Raw genomic sequence first — 17,578 nt, forward strand, 5'->3', positions numbered from 1 at the left:
GCATTTCCCTTTCTTATTCAACAGTCTTTGGAACTATAAATCCATATTCGTTAGCTTCTGGTGCATTGGCAAGTGTAGCCTTGCTTCCATCGCCGTTAGTAACAACATCTTCCCTCATAACATTATTAACAGGGAATACGTGTGACATAGGCTCAACGCCTGTTGTATCAAGCTCGCCAAGCTTATCTATATAATCAAGCATACTTGCCATATCCTTCTTGGCATCCTCTTTTTCCGACTCAGAAAGCTCAAGCTTAGCAAGAATACCTACATATTCGATAGTTTCATCACTAATCACATTAGCCATAACATATCATCCTTTCTATTATGTCAGACAGGTTTGTGCCCTCACGCGCAAATCCTGTATGGAAAAATCTTTGTTTTGTTTTTATTAGTGGATTTTTTCCATTAGTCCCTGACCTTAATATGAACCTCTCTTAACTGCTGTTCTGTTACCTCATTAGGTGCTCCACACATAAGATCCTGTGCTGTACCACTCATTGGGAATGGAATAACCTCACGGATATTCTCTTCATTTCTAAGAAGCATAATCATACGGTCAACACCTGGTGCCATACCTGCATGTGGTGGTGCACCGAACTGGAATGCGTTGTAAAGTGCTCCAAACTTAGCCTTAAGTACTTCTTCATCATATCCGGCAATTTCAAATGCCTTAACCATAATCTGCATATCATGGTTACGCACAGCACCTGATGATAATTCAACACCATTACATACGATATCATACTGATAAGCAAGAATATCAAGTGGATCCATAGTATTAAGTGCTTCAAGACCACCCTGTGGCATAGAGAATGGATTGTGTGTGAAACCAATCTTCTTAGTTTCTGGGTCTCTTTCAAACATAGGGAAGTCATTTACATAACAGAATCTGTATGCATTTTTCTCTATTAAATCAAGACGTGTGCCAAGTTCGTTACGAATCTGTCCTGCAAAGAATGCAGCCTTATCTTCCTTATCAGCGATAAAGAAAATAGTATCTCCTGCCTGAAGTCCTGCAAGTTCCCTGATTTCGCCTTTAAGTTCTTCTGGAATGAACTTATCAATTGGTCCCTTATATGAAAGGTCTTCAAGAACCTCAAGGTAACCAAGTCCACCCATACCAATTCCTGTAGCGAACTTAAGAAGCTTCTCGTGCTGGCCCTTTGAAAGCTTAGCGTGAACATTGATAGCTCTTACAGTCTTATTCTGGAATGGCTTGAATGTACATTTATTGAAGAAATCGGACAAATCTATAATTCTAAGTGGGTTTCTAAGGTCTGGCTTATCTGAACCGAATTCAAGCATAGCCTGCTTGTAGCTTATAATTGGATAAGGAGCCTGTGTTACAACTGAACCCTCTGGTGCAAACTTTGCAAATGTCTCTGTAAGCACTTCTTCACCAACTGCAAATACTTCTTCCTGAGTAGCAAAGCTCATCTCGAAGTCAAGCTGATAGAATTCTCCTGGTGAACGGTCAGCTCTTGCATCTTCATCTCTGAAGCAAGGAGCTATCTGGAAATACTTATCAAAACCAGATACCATAAGAAGCTGCTTGTACTGCTGTGGTGCCTGTGGAAGTGCATAGAACTTGCCCTTATATTTTCTTGATGGAACGATATAATCTCTTGCGCCTTCTGGTGATGAAGCACAAAGAATAGGTGTCTGGATTTCAAGGAAGCCCATATCTGTCATCTTCTGACGAAGGAATGAGATAACCTTTGAACGGAATACCATATTATCCTTAACCTTAGGGTTTCTTAAGTCTAAGTATCTGTACTTAAGTCTTACATCCTCTCTTACTTCCTTAGATGTCTGGATTTCAAATGGAACCTGCTGGTAAACCTGTCCTAATACTGTAATCTTCTTAGCTTCAAGTTCAATAGTTCCTGATGGAATTTTAGGATTGTAAGTTTCCTCATCTCTCTGCTCCATAATACCATCGATACTGATACATTCTTCCTTCTTAATACCCTTTAAGAGTTCTGGTTCACGGATAACTACCTGTAATACTCCGTACATATCTCTTAAATCGATGAATGAAACTCCACCGTGATCACGAATGTTCTCAACCCATCCTGATACCTTCATCTGCTTTCCAATGTCGTTCTCACTTACATTCTGTAATGTGACATCTCTGTAAATGTTTGCCATCTTGATAATAGCTCCTTTCTGATTGCTTTATATTGTTAATGTGTGTCTTGTTGCAGCTGATAAATATATTGTTCCTGCTTTCTGCAAAGGCTGTAACGATATAACTTAGTGGCAATCGTTATCTGCACGCAAAAAATCCCGGAATGCCTTACCAGCATTCCGGGACGAATAATACATAATTATCCGCGGTACCACCCGCATTGAACGAAATCCGCCTCTGAATAGCTGTCATCTAGAAACTTGTCTTCAATAACTTAACCACTCAGGCTTCTTATCATTCCTCTTTAAGTACTTAACGCGTACAACGTAATAACCTACATATATCACCTGCCTGTCTATAACAGCTGCATGCATACGCATTTCATAACATATTCCAAGGGCATTGATATAATTCAGATATTCAACTCCAGAGTGTTCCTCTTGACAATTCCCTGTGTATGCTTTCAGTCGGTGGCATCACTTTCCTGTCAGGTTCCATGAAAAGAAGTCTCTTTCCCAGTCTTTAATATATTCATATAGATAAATAATAGCATATCCTTATGAATCATGTCAATCTATAACTTTATTTTTCCATTTTTAAAAATTATTATGATTCAATTTCTGAAGTCTATTCAATAATTAATTCTACACTTCATAATCAAGGCAGGATCTTACTGCCGTATATGGACGTACCTTTCCATCTGCTATGGCAACGTGAAGCGGATTAGTGCTGTATGCCTTAAGAGCATCTGCATCTGTAAATGTTGTATCAAGCATAACATCTACTGTTGATGTTGCTAAACCATTGATATTAACCTTTATATCTACAAGACCCGGTATATTTCCTGCAAGTCCTTCAAGACCTTCCTTAATACCTGCCTTTACATTTTCCTTCTCTTCTGCTGTAAGTTCTTCCTTTAACTTCCACAATATAACGTGTTTAACCATATATCTTAATCTCCTTTTCTATCAGTTTCTTTATTCTTCCATTTCTTTTTCCTGCATTTTTATCTGTTAAATATCAATTTGCAAAACTATTAAATGTATAATTTCATCAAAATATTAAAAACTATGCTCTGTATACCCAGTTATCTTTTCTTGGGTGACACTGAGGTTCTTCTCCATCTACATAACCAAGTATACAATGTCCGATTCCTTCATAATCACCTTCTATGCCGAGTGATTTAAGTATCTCTCTGCCTTCTTCGCTCTCAAATTCTTCCTTAGCTCTATGTATCCAGCAGCTATCCACACCAAGTGCGTGTGCCTCAAGCATAAGATTCCCCATAACCAGAGTACCATCATATATATATGTAGGCATACTCTTATCAGCAAGAACAACAAGCACAACTGGTGCACCATAAAATGGATCAAAATCTTCTGACTTTCCCATTATTCTAGAATTCATCTTAGAAAGCTTATCTCTTAATTCCTTGTCAGTAACTGCAAGTATAATTGGCGACTGTCTGTCCATTCCTGTAGCCGCATATGTTCCCGCTTCAATAATTTTATCTATAATCTCCGCAGGAACCATATCATTTTTATACTTTCTTACGCTTCTTCTTGTCTTAATAACATCTAATATATCACTCATAGTGCGCTTCCTTTCTATAATTATATTTATATGATGTCGGGGTCAAAAGCCCCCGACTTTGATACCTACGAATTGTTCCGTGCTACGCACTTCCACAATTCTGGTATCATTTATATATCATTTATCCTGTTATATGAAGCATACCGATAAGCACAACCGCAGCCAGTCCATAATATGTAACAACTGCAACAAGATCATTAATTGTTGTTATAAGTGGACCAGAAGCTACAGCAGGGTCTATCTTTATCTTATGGAAGAACATTGGTGTAAGCACGCCAATAAGGCTTGATATAAGCATTGCTAGCAGTAATGATACACCTACACAACCCGATATTGCAAATGCATAATGTACTGGCTTGCCCTTAACAAGGGTAATATATATTCCAAGTAATATAAATGCCATAGAACCAAGCAGTAAGCCATTAGCAAAACCAATTCTCATCTCTTTTAACACAAATTCAAGCTTCTGCTTAGCTGATATATCTTCGTCCATAAGAACTCTGATTGTAACGGCAAGTGACTGTGTTCCAACATTTCCTGCCATATCAAGTATGAGTGACTGGAAGCATACAATAATCGCAAGCTGTGACACTACATTTTCAAATATGCCAACTACAGATGATACTCCCATACCAAGTAACAGTAACAGAATAAGCCATGGAAGCCTTTTCTTCATACTTGCAAAAAGCCCCTCTGTAAGGTCATTCTCCTCTGTCAAACCGGCAAGCTTTGCATAATCATCGCTCATCTCTTCATCTACCGCTTCTATGATATCAGAAGATGTGATAGCACCTATTATTTCTTTGTCTTTATTTAATACTGGAATTGAATCTTCGCTGTAATCCTTTAAATCTTCGATACATTCGCTCATCTTTTCGTGAGCATATACATATGGATATGATGTACTTATTATATCCTCAAGCTTCTGGTAATCTCTTGCTACAATAAGATCTTTTAAATCTATTGCACCATAATATATGTTATTATCATCAACCACATATATTGTATTGACGTTATCATTTTCTTCTGCCTGTGCAACAAGCTCTTTCATAGCTTCCTTTATTGTAAGCTTATTGTTTATGCATATGAAATTAGTAGTCATCTTACTACCAATCTCATCATCGTCATATGAATAAATCAGACACACATCATCTTTGGCATCCTTTTCCATATGTGATATAAGTGCCTGTCTTTCTTCTTCTGATACATTATCAAGAATATCTACAGCATCATCAGCATCCATTTTTTCAAGGACATCTGCCGCCTCATCTACAGATAATTCTGTCATAAATTCTTCAATGTATTCAGGTGTATCTTCCAGATATGAGAAAATCTCTGCCGTCCAGTCTACACCAAGAATCTTGTAAAGCCTTATTCTTGTATCTTTGTCCAAAAGCTTAATTGCATCTGCTATATCATTCTCGTGATATTTAGATAACTTCCTGCGGATTAATTCATCAGATTTACTACTTCTAAGGACTCTAACAATATCCTTGCTATAATCCTTATGTATAACTACATTTGATAGAATCTTATTCATCATTATTCTCCTTTCATTATGGCAAGAACAATGACTAAGATTAGAAAATACGCGACTTTAACAGACTATTGCACACGTCCCTTAAGAAACGCAGACAATAGCTTTGTCGGCTTATAATCTATGTCATTGTTCCCTATTCGAGGACTATCATGCCCGTCCATTATCGTCACCTCACTTTTAATATATTGTATATTAAGAAAATATATTGAACACACCAATCTAATATACCCAATATATACTCTTAACATTTGTCGAATTAATTGTATAATCTCATTTTCTGACTGTCAACTAAAATCATTGTAAAATATTATCATATACCTCTCATATACTAGTTACAATCAACCAGGACATACTTACATTCTTTGCAAGCATTATTCATTTACAGTTTTTAATTTCACTTGACGTCATATAGGTTCCTGCTAATATTACCAATACCGATATGACTGCAATAATGCCGGAAATGAAACCTCTGATGCCATTTTCTATTATATCTTTTTGCTGAACCCGCTTTATACTTTTCGCCACAGATAAGAAGTACCGGACAACTGATACGATATTGCAGGTCTGCTTTGATTGCCTCAGCAAGCATTCTGTAACCAAAACCATTTTGCAGTTCCATATGGTTTAGGGGCTGGCGCTATTGATGCATCTGTAAACCATTATGTGGCCAATAAACTGATTAATTTTATCTTACATCAGTTTGGAGGTTTACTTTATTAAATTATTGCGAATCAGACAAATATGAATCTACCGATTCCATACCATTATAAATTCCTTTTCGCCTGTGTTATCGTCTACACTTTCGGATTGAATACTAAATTTCTCACGTAAATAAAATTTGATTGCTTTCTCATTTTCCTGATAGACACTTAATTTTAATTTTGATTTGAATTCCTTTGCATGATTTAGAAGTTGTTTTCCGATACCTTTTGATTGCATTGTTTCTTTTACAAAAACACCTTCGATATAGTCATCATTCAATCCAATGAAGCCATCTATCTGCTTTGTACAGTCATCCTCATGTACATATATTTCTGCGTGAGGAAGCATTTCTCTTACCATATTGCAGTTAGTACGCCAGTAATCGGACGGTATGAAATGATGTGCTTGAATATTCGTATCAAGCCATATCTGCATCACTGCGTCTATATCGTTATCGCTGTATTGTCTTACCAATTCTCTATCTCCTAACTACTACTTATTTCTTGTTCCAAAAGTGGAAGTATCTACATACCTTAAAATCGTTTTTATAACTTCACCAATCACAATCGGCTTTGACAAATGCGCGTTCATTCCTGCATCCAGTGATGCCTGAACATCTTCTGCAAATGAATTAGCTGTCATTGCTATAATAGGAATGTTTTTTCCATCCGGTCTGTCATTCATTGCCCTGATTACTTTTACAGCTTCATAACCATTCATTTCAGGCATCATGATATCCATCAGGATTACATCAAATGTGCCTTCCGGATGATTTCTGAAAATCTCAACGGCATTCTTTCCATCCACAGCTCTTTCTACATTCATCCCGAACTCTTCCAACTGCACGGTAGCAATCTCTGCATTCAGTTCATTATCCTCTGCAAGAAGGACATTCACACCTGTAAGATTTACCTTTTCAGAAAAACCTGTGTCTGACTTATTACATTCCTTATCTGTAATTTCCAAAGGAATATCGACAGTAAATGTAGTTCCCTTATGCTTTTTACTCTGCACGGAAATGGTTCCACCCATCATATATATATACTTCTTTACGATAGCCATCCCCAGTCCAACTCCATGGTACTGCGTTCTCACATCGGAATCTTCCTGTGCAAACTCCTCAAAAACTTCTTTTGTAAATTCCTCACTCATGCCAATACCAGTATCCGAAATGCGGTAACGCATATTTATATATCCATCCCCACCCTTTTCCTGACACTGGGCTTCAAATGTAATCGTCCCTCCATCCGGAGTGAATTTCACGGCATTGCTCAGAATATTGACCAGCACATCACGCAGGCGTGCAGGATCCGCAAGTACATTTGGAATCTTTGCTTCTTCACGCTGAATCTTAAAGTTGATATCCCTGTTCGTAAGAAAGCCTTTTGTAATATCCAATACAGAATCTGTAATGTTTTTCACATCCGCCGGTACCGGATTGTAATTCACTTTTCCACTTTCGATGCTGGTCAGATCTAATATATCATTGATCAGCGACAGTAAATGCTCTGAGCTTTCGTCAATCTTTTCCAGACAATTTTTCACTTCGTCTGACGGATTGTTTTTCATTGCAATACCGGTAAATCCTATGATTGCATTCATCGGTGTCCTCATATCATGGGACATATGTGACAGAAATGCTGTTTTTGCCTTGTTTGCAGCCTGTGCATGCTCTGCCAGTTCCGCCATTTCCTCAGTTTTCTTCTGTTCCGCCTTCTGAGCTTTTTTTCTTGCACTAAGATGCGCCATTGTCACAGCCATAGTAGTCAGCAGCAATCCAAAAATAAGAAGAACCAAAACAGTAACAACAGGATACAGACGGATCCAGTCAACAAATGTCAGATCTGTTGCTTTGTATGTGGTATACTGTGCTGCAAGATCTTCAACAAGATTTTTGGGCATGGCATACATTGCTTTCGTCAGAATACCAGCCAGCGCATGGTTCTCATTTGATGAAATTACCATACGGTAGGTGAATGTAGGCTGTTCCAGCATAGTATATGTCATGGTTCCCGTAGTGTCACTGTTCACAAACGCCTGTGCCATGTAATAGTAGACGAAGGCAGCATCTGCTTTACCCTTACGGACAGCTTCCATCATTTCCTGTCGGGTACTGCACATCAGTTTTTCTGCATCGGGTGCCATTGCATCTGCAATTGAATTTGCTACTGTCTGGTCAACAGTAGCAACAACATTAATTTTTCCATCAAAGTCACGCCGTGTCACCCTTGCCAGCTGCATCGTAATGAAAGGTGCAGTAATCCCCCATTTTTTCGTCTCAGCATAGTTATCTGTTTCCAGGCGTGCATCGATGCTAATATCTGTAATATCCTTATTTTTCTGATAGGCAATATACTCATCTCTGGTGGCAGGTGTAAGAAACTCATAGGAAATCCCGGCATAGTCTGCAATTTTACGGAAGTGATCCGGGATAATACCCTTCATCTCACCATTTTCATTATAAGAATATGGATAACGGGTCGGATCACACAGAACATGAAGCGGATTGTCCTTGGAATACTGTGAAATAATACTTTTTTCTTTCTTGGTATATTCCAGATTCTTAGTTTCTATGCTTTCATAATTTTTATTATAAAGTGTCGTTTTCCAGTCGCCCTCAACTGCATTCATCTGGTCGATTGCATAATTGATCTCATTCAGCAATTCTGTATTACCTTTTTTAACCATGACATAGAAATCGCTGCTGTCAAATTTATCCACGATACGCTCATTGTTTGTTTTTCTCAGAGAACTAGCAGCAATAGCATCAACATTTCCACTCTGAAGAGCTTCCTCCATCTCTGCTGTCGTATCAAAATAAAATGGATCATATGTAAATCCTTTGTTGCCTGCAAAATCCGCAAAACTCTTTATCTCGGAGCTTCCATTAAAAAGTGCCACACGCATACCGTTGTAAGTACTGTAATTGCCATCCACAATCGTGCTGTTGTCACTGCGCACGGTCAGAATCCCATTATTGGTTCCGATCGGACGTGAAAAATCAAACTTTTCTTCTCTTTCCGGTGTTTTGCTGGGAGATGTTACCATATCAATCTCGCCATCTTCAAGCATCTGCTGCATATCATCCCAGCTCTTATCATATCCGACATATTCGTAATCTACATCCCAATAACGGGCCATCAGCCGAAGAAAATCATAGCCATACCCGCTGCGGTTGCCTTCTTCATCCACCACATGATAACCATCCATGGCAAAGAAACCGACTTTGACAGTTTCATGCTGCGAACTGTCCTCGGCTGCATATGCAGTCTGTGGAGAAAATATCATACACACGCATACAAAAGCCAGTAATACTGCCACATATTTCTTTGCTCTCGAAATCATATTAAATCTCCTGTCTGTCAAATATATTTCTCTATACATCTCCCTGTCAACCTCCTGGTTTAATAAAATTGCACTGCCGCATCAAATCCATTTGTCACTGTTCAGTGACCACATCAATGGTACCTCCCATTTCCTCAACCAGATTCTTAGTAATAGCCATACCAAGTCCGGTTCCCTGTATTTTGTTTGTAATGGAACTTTCCGCACGGGTAAACGCATCAAAAATTCATCCGCTTCAGTCTCTGCACCGTTTCGCCATTCAATACCATCCAGGTTTGTAAACTCACCGATTGCCACAGCCTGGATGATTTCATTATTAGACCAGTCTTCACCAAGATCCATGGAATACTGACACCACTGCTATCAGACAACGTTTTGCCTTTTTCATACTTTGCCTATTTCTTTCCTGATAAAATCATTATTGTTACGTCTGTGAAATAACTCCGTAAAAAAAACACTGTCAAACAGACAGTGCACGTCATTTCATACAACTGGCTGCCATTTTAAAGGCCCTGTAGCTTTGCGTCCCAGACTTTCATCTGGTTTGCCGATTTCCTTATTATAGCTTTTAAACTTATGCAAAAAAACTGGTTTCATTATACTATAGTGCTCTACTGTGCACAAGAAAAACATTACCGTTTTAACTTGTTAAGGAGCTGGGGAATGAACCCGCATATAAAAAGCCGGATAACTTCAGGATAATTCAGGACGAAAGTGACATAGCTTCTCTTACTTAGACAATATTTACCCCATTTAATATGAGGAATGGAGTAACATTTAATGTGCTAAACAACAGTCAACGGCAAATTCTTTTCCGACCAATAGGCAATCAATTCGGGATGTACTTCCGCTAAGCTGTTACTCATATCAAAACCTCCACTTCCTCTGTGATTAGAGTATATGAAGTTTTGGCTTTTACTTGTAGTTTACGAATGTCGGTAAAATTAAAAAGCCCTTTGAGAAAAGGATTTCTCCTCTCTCAAAGGGCTTGGTAAACTGGAAGTTATAAACATCTTTGCAAATATACCATATCTATTAACTGTACACCACACTCATAAATTGAGTGGTCATAATTGTCCGTAAAGAAATTCGGAATATTGTGAGATCGGACAAATCCGCATTTTTCATAAAACGGTATGGTCAACGGGCTGTCACCTGTTCCAACCTGCAAAATAGAATATTCATCTGCATATTTACTTACAAGGAAGTCAATCAATGCTTTCCCATAGCCCTGTCCTTGATTCTGAGGATCAACTGCAATATTTTTAATTTCAAGTATTCCATTATCTTCATCAGTAACGACACATTCAGCTTTTACATTACCATCTTCAAGTACATACATAGTACCTTTTTCAAGATAGTGATCAATCATATTTTCCTGCTCATCAGCTAATAACAATAATGCTATAAATTGCTTTTTATTCTCATTCACTTCTCGGATTTTCATATCTATTACTCCGTCAAATTTCAATTTTAACATCAGACGTGTGGTTTTACATTCACGTATAAAGACTCTTTCACAGGCTTTGTTCGTCCTTTTCAAATACCAGAATCTTCTGCGTAACCTTTTTTGCAATAGGTAATAACGCCAAAAGTCTGTATGCAGATGAAAATAACTCCATGCCACGAAGAATATTATCATCTTTTATTTTATGATACCCTGTTGTCATATTCCCAAGGTCTTCAAAATGATCTGCACCGAAGACAAATTTTGAGCCTGTTTGCTGTATGGATTTTTCTATTCCTTCTTTCTTTACCCATGCCTTTGCCAGACATTCCATAAGAATACATGCATTATCAAAGTTGTCCTTTATTATTTTTAATATCTTACCGTTTTCTTCTGCTGTCAGATACATTGATAATCCTTCAATGATAAAAAGCATTTTCCCCCGCACTTTTACTTCTTTTGACCATGCAGGGTCAAGTGCAGAAATTCCTATCGTAGAAACACGTCCTGATTCCTCGAAAATCTGATTGCGGATTGCTATCGTTTCTGGCAGGTCCAGATTGTACCAGGTGATTTTACCATTATCCATGCGATAAAATCTCGTATCCAGACCACAGGCAATATTAACCACCGTACAATCAGGATTTTTCTCTATAAAATTCTTTACTAATTCATCAAAAACTACCGTTCTGGCAATTACCCCTTTCCCCATCGTAGAATCCCTAGCCGCTGTAGAAAAATCATAATCAATTTTGTCGACTAATTCTACCGCCTTTGCATCATAGAATTTATTATGTTTACTTTTGGAATATTGGGCTCTGGCATAAAAGCTCTGGAGCATTGTCTCAGCACTGCCACTGATAGTAGGTTTTATTCTTTCACTCATACATTTACCTTTTTTACAATACAATTAGTTGCGACTAACTTGATTGTAACACATTTTATGAAAATAAACAATTCAAATTAACGTGTCTTGGAGTGTCTTGGAGACAGACCCCATAAACTTCTTAAACTGAGAAATCTCTCATCTACCTGAATTCAATTATATCTTCAAATGGTTTTCTTGGTCTTTTATCTGGAGATTCATCCGCAATTCCAACCGCAACCAATCCAGTCAGTTGGCAGTCAGTTCCAATAAAATCAACAAGATCATTGTATGCAAAGCATGTATTTGCAATCCACAAAGTACCTAATCCATACCCTGTTGCTGTAAGTATCATATTTTGAATGGCAGCACCTATAGATAATGAGTCACAGATTTCTACAATTCTCTTTTCATTTTCTATGCCAGAAAATGGTGTCTTCTGATTAGTATTAAGCACAGCAATTAGACATGGTGCCTCCTGCATGATTCTTACAGTATTCTCAGCATCTGGTATTGCAAATACCCATTCTGGCATTAGTTCATGGCTGATCTTTTCTGCATTAATACCTTGCTGCATTACTTCAACCAATTTGTCTTTTTCATCTCCCTGATATACGATAAATTTCCATGGCTGTCTGTTCTTAGCAGATGGAGCAAGTGTAGCGCTGTATATCATATCTTCAATCATGGTTTTATTAACTCTATCTGGTTTATATTTTCTTATGCTTCTTCTATCTTCTATTTCCTTTATCATAATTTTTTACTCTTTCTCACTTATTCTATATGAATATCTGTATCCTGTAAGGACACTTAATCTAATAAAAATAATCAAACCGTAGCTGCCTGTCAATCCAGCTTTTCTGTATCGCTTCGTGTATAACATCTCCTGGCATACTCTCACCGATTAAGAATGGAGATTCCGGATTATGTTTTTTCATGTTTGCTCTCACTAATGCTTTATCTGCATTTGCATAACAATATTTACATAAATGTCCACATGTATCATACGCACCTATGTCCACACCAAGCACACAGACACAAGCCCCATTCCTCTGATTAACCTTTCCCTTTGGAATCTCTAATCTGTTATGAAGTGCTTTCTCAAAGGTATCCACTGTCATACAGCCAGAACAATCTGCTCCATATGTTGCCAGTTCATTTCCCTCTGCACAAGGTTTTATAGTCATACCATATCGTGACGCAATCTCAATAAAGGCTTTTCCAATCGTGATTTTATCATTATGACTTACTTCCATTGCCTCTGGGAAATTGCGTTCCACCTTTTTATAAATATCTATAAAACTTATTACACATGTTCTTGTATATCCACTCAATGTCGCTGCCATTTTTTCAAACTCAGAAATATGCCATTCTACCGTATGTGTGGCATCAACCATAATTGGATCATATCTCCAGCCGATGCTGTCTATCCCTACGATGTCTGATAAGCGCCTAAAACTATCCATCACTATTTTTTTATCTGGTACATTAGGCTCTATCTCTTTTCCATATGGTGTAATTGTAACGAACCAGTACTGCCCATACTGCTTCAATGTATCCATATGTATAAGCATAGGCTCCGGATTCTTCGTGCAAAAAGCAATCAGATCTACAACCTCTTTAGAAAGACTATATTTTGTCACCTGCACAGGATTGTACGGATTCCTAACTAAGACATATCCTTCCTGTATTCTGTTCATCAGCCAATCTGGATAAAATGCTGGAATATCTGTTCTCATTCCTGTCTGAATAATCATTTCAGTAACCTCTTAATATTCTATCTGTATCTCTTCTCTGCACATTGCCCTCTTATTTATATACGCTCTGTTTTTCATTCAATATACAGAATATTGCTCTGCTGTTCATATATCATTCTTCAATACCATATATCCTCACCACACAACTTCCTGTTATATGAACTTCTAAAATTCATACAATAATCACATATTCATACATCTCAAAATTCCTGTTTCCTACTACTTCATAGAAAATGTTCTGAGTACAAATATACTTAAATCCTGCCTTTTTATAAAATCTCTTGGCAGCTTCGTTATTGTCAATGACATCTAAATGTATCGCTTCATATTTATTATTCCTTGCCACAGCAAGTATATCTTTTAGCAGCCTACTGCCTGTACCACAGCCACGATACTCATATCCTACCGCAAGTGCATGTATAACTAAGACATTGCTTCCTCTGTCAGTAACCTGCCACTTTACCTTTTCATATTCATCATTTGATATACAGTTACATACCGCACATGCTTTTATTTGTCCTTCATCTCTTATTACATACATTTCCTTTTGCACAATACTTGCCATTATAAAATCATCTGACGGATGTTCACCGCATTTCCAGCCAGGAAATGAAGGCTCATTACTGCTTTTATTAATAAGATTCCAGTAAAGTTTCTGTATTTCATTAAAATCTTCTATATCTGCTAACCCAAATTCCATTTATTCCCACACTTTCCAGATATCAGGATGATATCCAAGAGTTGATGCCCTGCCATTTCTTACTACCGGCGTTTTTATAACCTGTGGATTTTCAAGCACCTTTTCTAATTTATCCTCATCTGCCGTGTATTTGATAAGTGCAAGGGTATCTTTATCCTTACTTTCCCAGTTAATCATATTTTCCAGTCCACCATTAACCTGAGCAACTGAATTAAATTCGCCCTTGCTCAGTCTCGCCTTCCGGCTCGGTCGGTTCGTAGCAAGTCGTCCACCGGACGACACTCACCCTTTTTCTTTCATATCAATAAACTGGTACTTAATACCTCTCTCCTTAAAGAAACGCTCTGCCTTTTTTGTATCATTACATTTCTTAGTTCCAAATATCTGAATGTTCATCTTAATATTCCTTTTCTATTTTTTCGTTAATTCCATACATTTTCTTGAAATTATCAAGGTCTGCCTCACTCCTAATCAGCATAACCTCTTCTATCTTACCTGTATGAATATCCTTAAATCCAGCTACCTGTTCACCAGTGCATATACTGGCCTTAATTACTGGTCTTTTGCTATCTTTATCATAAGAATGCACTATCTTTTTCTTACTAAATAATCCCATTTACATTACCCTTTCTTTGTCTGTGCCAACAGCACAAGTTTTTCAAACGACTCTGCAAAATGAATATTATCCTCATTTGACCTCTTTTTATGTCTCTTTATATGGTTTTTACTGCTTGCTCTTTTCGCACATTTAGTTATGTGCCTCTGCATAAGCATCTGATCTATGTTGTCGGTAGTATACCACTTTCCTGACTGATGAATTGCATATGCACCCTTACTCAACGCCATAGCTGCAACCCCATAATCCTGTGTAACAACTATGTCATCACGCGTACATAAGTTAACCAGCTTAAAATCAACTGCATCAGCCCCTGCGCTTACTGTTACTACATCACTATAATCGGATGTAAGCATATGATTAGTATCACATATAAGCGTTGTTTCTATATTGTATTTTCTAGCTATGTTCTCTACTATCCGTATGACAGGACATGCATCCGCATCTACATATATGTGCATTATTACCTCTTTTAACAATTAATCGATTTTTAAATCAGTTGACAGCTTATACCATCTCTTAATATAAGCATCCTCAAATAACTCAAAACTATATTGATTTCTTCATCTGTAATTTGGTCTATCTCGTACTTTCAAATATTATTGTACTTTGTCCCTATTCCAAATTTCATATCCCTGACGTCTCGCAGAATCATATACCGGCTGCATATTCTTTTCTAATATGTGGCAAAATTCCGGTTTACCTTTTCCTGCAGTATACAGTTCCCTTACAGCCCATATAGAATGCAGATTATCTCTGTAGCAAGCTTCAAAGAGTTTATGTAATTCCGGCTTTTCATATATTTTTTCATACATAATAAACTGATTGCCAGCAAATACTTCAAAGAAAGGTTCCCACTTAGGAAGCTTGTTATTCTTAGAGGAATTGAGTGAAGAGTCCATTGGCATCAGATTCCACAACTCATCATTCATTACAAATGACCATGGTATAAAGTGATCTATGTCATATTGTTTTTCATCTACCAGTTTACCTGTAAATACATCTCTTACCTCACATACATCAAGTATTCCTTCCCAAAGTTTTCTTACATGCGGTAACTTTCGCATCTTTTCATCCATAGGTGCCAGTTTATATACTAATCCCGGTACTTCCGGATTGTTGTTTTGCAGCCATTTAACCTTTTCATACTGAATCCAGCCAAGTATATTTACTGTATTATCCTGTATCATTAAAACCCAGTCAGGATTAAAATATACTTCTTTTTTTAATTTGCTGCTGTCTCCAAGAATATAAGGTAATGGCACAATCATCTGATTGATCTTTTTAATATATGCAGTCAGTCTTTTTACACTTCCCCAGTCCGCAGGCTCATCACTTTTTGAAAAGAATCCTGACAAAGCCCTGTAAGGAACCATATTTGTAAGCTGTTCCTTTACCGCCTTAAGTTCATTATTGTATTCTTTGATTGCATTTTTTATTTCTACTTTTGATGCATTAGCAGGTAAGCTGCTGTATTCAGATAACAAATTTACTGCCCTTTCAAGCCCGTCCCTTACCATTCCATCAGATTGTATTCCACTAAGATGTATATGGAACTCTCTTACTGAATACCATGCATTTGATATCATTTCATCTATTATCTCATCAAATGTTGTCTGATAAACATTTTCTGAAATCAGATGAACAATAGCCTCAAGCCAGTAGAACTTATAACAATATGACGGATCTTTCATCATCTGTGAAAATCCTTCTATATCCAGCATGTTGTAATATTTTTGTTCAACTATTAAATGGTTGTCACCTTGCGAAGTATAATATTCAGCCATTGCTCCGTACCCCTGTTTTCTCTTACATCACCTGTTGCCCAGATTTTTTCTTTCTTAAATCCATTTATAGGCTCCATCAACATATCAAAACTTTCCTCTGTAAGATATGTGAAATACCTTCCATTTCTTACGCCCTCAAAATCGCCATACTTAAAAGACATATATATCACACCATCTTCCTTAAGTGCCTTATATAATCTTTTTATCATATCCGACAATTCACATTTCTTTAAATGAAGAATTGATGCACATGCCCATATACCATCATATATATTACTGTCATTAAAATTCTCGAAAAGCATATACTGTACCTGAATACCTGTGTACTTTGTTGCTGCCTTACATAATTCTTTTGAACCATCCATTGCATCAACTTCATATCCATTATCTATAAAATACTTAGTATCTCTTCCTGAACCGCATCCAAAATCCAATATTTTTGCTTTCGCAGGCAAAAACGATAGGAAAGGTTCCTGTATTTCATGGAAATCCACATTTTGAGTTGTATTGACAAAATCTGCTGTATGCTGGTTGTAGTAATCTAATGTATTATTATCACTCATTTTTTCTTACTTCCTGATGTTTTGTTATCATTACTATAACACAAATACCAGTTACACTAAAGGCTGCTTTAAAAATATGGAAACATAATTCATTATAAAATTCACATCAAATCTTAGAGCCTTTTTAATTTAAAAGTACTACTACATTTCCATGATGCTATTTTCATCAGCATTACACCCCTGCTCACTAAGTATTTCCTGACACTCTTCTATTGTATTGCCATATAACAAAATCCTATGTTTATAATTAAGACATCTCTCAATTTATAAACATAGGATTTCAGTTATTTCTCTTTATTCTGATAATATCTACAATACTGCTGTATATGTATTAAATACACTATATGTTACATATCACATTTACTATCTTTTATGTCCCTGCTTCATATTCCCCAAAAATGCACTTGAAATGGATACTGTTGTAATAAGTGTGTTTTCCTGCTCCAAGCAACATCTGTATTGCTTTTTGGTGTATTCCTGCCTCTGCCTGCTTTGAATATGTCAATAGCTGGTTTACTGTGTTTACATC

19 protein-coding genes and 1 riboswitch are annotated in these 17,578 nt (G+C 37.1%); all 19 genes read right to left on the bottom strand.

Translation table 11 applies throughout. The features are described 5' to 3' along the window. Positions 1–13: 13 nt before the first annotated feature. Positions 14–307, bottom strand: coding sequence for an Asp-tRNA(Asn)/Glu-tRNA(Gln) amidotransferase subunit GatC (gatC, locus tag C7390_RS08665; RefSeq protein ID WP_022502781.1), 294 nt, complete (start codon positions 305–307; stop codon positions 14–16). A 101-nt stretch (positions 308–408) separates the two neighbouring features. Further along, positions 409–2,154, bottom strand: coding sequence for an aspartate--tRNA ligase (gene aspS, locus C7390_RS08670; protein WP_055176409.1), 1,746 nt, complete (start codon positions 2,152–2,154; stop codon positions 409–411). A gap of 624 nt (positions 2,155–2,778) precedes the next feature. After that, the gene (locus C7390_RS08675) at positions 2,779–3,081 is read right to left on the bottom strand and encodes a Dabb family protein (protein ID WP_055306774.1); all 303 of its coding nucleotides are present in this window, start codon (positions 3,079–3,081) and stop codon (positions 2,779–2,781) included. Positions 3,082–3,202: 121 nt separating this feature from the next. After that, positions 3,203–3,727 (bottom strand): nitroreductase, encoded by a 525-nt coding sequence (locus C7390_RS08680; protein WP_116444006.1) that lies wholly within the window; start codon positions 3,725–3,727, stop codon positions 3,203–3,205. 121 nt (positions 3,728–3,848) lie between these two features. Next, positions 3,849–5,267, bottom strand: coding sequence for a magnesium transporter (gene mgtE, locus C7390_RS08685; RefSeq protein WP_116444007.1), 1,419 nt, complete (start codon positions 5,265–5,267; stop codon positions 3,849–3,851). 747 nt (positions 5,268–6,014) lie between these two features. Next, a complete protein-coding gene (locus C7390_RS08695) occupies positions 6,015–6,443 on the bottom strand; it encodes a GNAT family N-acetyltransferase (protein ID WP_116444008.1) in 429 nt (142 codons plus the stop codon). An 18-nt stretch (positions 6,444–6,461) separates the two neighbouring features. Next, entirely contained in the window at positions 6,462–9,314 is a 2,853-nt protein-coding gene (locus tag C7390_RS08700) for a transporter substrate-binding domain-containing protein (protein WP_318295630.1), read from the bottom strand. Between the two features lie 81 nt (positions 9,315–9,395). Further along, positions 9,396–9,656, bottom strand: coding sequence for a hypothetical protein (locus C7390_RS13725; RefSeq protein ID WP_318295631.1), 261 nt, complete (start codon positions 9,654–9,656; stop codon positions 9,396–9,398). Positions 9,657–9,797: 141 nt separating this feature from the next. Further along, positions 9,798–9,873: riboswitch (cyclic di-GMP riboswitch) on the bottom strand. A gap of 444 nt (positions 9,874–10,317) precedes the next feature. Next, positions 10,318–10,761, bottom strand: coding sequence for a GNAT family N-acetyltransferase (locus C7390_RS08710; RefSeq protein WP_116444010.1), 444 nt, complete (start codon positions 10,759–10,761; stop codon positions 10,318–10,320). 70 nt (positions 10,762–10,831) lie between these two features. Next, positions 10,832–11,647 carry a class I SAM-dependent methyltransferase gene (locus C7390_RS08715; RefSeq protein ID WP_116444011.1) on the bottom strand — a complete coding sequence of 272 codons (816 nt, stop codon included), beginning with the start codon at positions 11,645–11,647 and terminating at the stop codon, positions 10,832–10,834. 142 nt (positions 11,648–11,789) lie between these two features. Beyond that, positions 11,790–12,380 (bottom strand): nitroreductase family protein, encoded by a 591-nt coding sequence (locus C7390_RS08720; protein WP_090140241.1) that lies wholly within the window; start codon positions 12,378–12,380, stop codon positions 11,790–11,792. Positions 12,381–12,441: 61 nt separating this feature from the next. Next, positions 12,442–13,383: a DUF1848 domain-containing protein gene (locus C7390_RS08725; protein ID WP_116444012.1), complete on the bottom strand. Its 942-nt coding sequence runs from the start codon at positions 13,381–13,383 to the stop codon at positions 12,442–12,444. Between the two features lie 172 nt (positions 13,384–13,555). After that, a complete protein-coding gene (locus tag C7390_RS08730) occupies positions 13,556–14,083 on the bottom strand; it encodes a GNAT family N-acetyltransferase (protein ID WP_116444013.1) in 528 nt (175 codons plus the stop codon). After that, a complete protein-coding gene (locus tag C7390_RS13915; protein ID WP_456362882.1) occupies positions 14,084–14,365 on the bottom strand; it encodes an arsenate reductase family protein in 282 nt (93 codons plus the stop codon). Next, positions 14,366–14,479 carry an arsenate reductase family protein gene (locus C7390_RS13735; RefSeq protein ID WP_318295633.1) on the bottom strand — a complete coding sequence of 38 codons (114 nt, stop codon included), beginning with the start codon at positions 14,477–14,479 and terminating at the stop codon, positions 14,366–14,368. Between the two features lies 1 nt (position 14,480). Further along, entirely contained in the window at positions 14,481–14,699 is a 219-nt protein-coding gene (locus C7390_RS08740; protein ID WP_055176434.1) for a hypothetical protein, read from the bottom strand. 5 nt (positions 14,700–14,704) lie between these two features. Next, complete coding sequence (locus C7390_RS08745) at positions 14,705–15,160, bottom strand: YaiI/YqxD family protein (protein WP_055176437.1); 456 nt, start codon at positions 15,158–15,160, stop codon at positions 14,705–14,707. A 138-nt stretch (positions 15,161–15,298) separates the two neighbouring features. After that, a complete protein-coding gene (locus tag C7390_RS13740) occupies positions 15,299–16,486 on the bottom strand; it encodes an HNH endonuclease domain-containing protein (RefSeq protein ID WP_172677793.1) in 1,188 nt (395 codons plus the stop codon). Further along, positions 16,447–17,049, bottom strand: a complete 603-nt coding sequence (locus C7390_RS08755) for a class I SAM-dependent methyltransferase (RefSeq protein WP_116444014.1) — start codon at positions 17,047–17,049, stop codon at positions 16,447–16,449. Before C7390_RS08755 ends, C7390_RS13740 begins: the two co-directional genes overlap by 40 nt. Between the last annotated feature and the right edge of the window lie 529 nt (positions 17,050–17,578).

Origin of the sequence: Bacteroides galacturonicus (genome assembly GCF_003096855.1) — a bacterium.
Classification (GTDB): Bacteria; Bacillota; Clostridia; order Lachnospirales; family Lachnospiraceae; genus Lachnospira; species Lachnospira rogosae.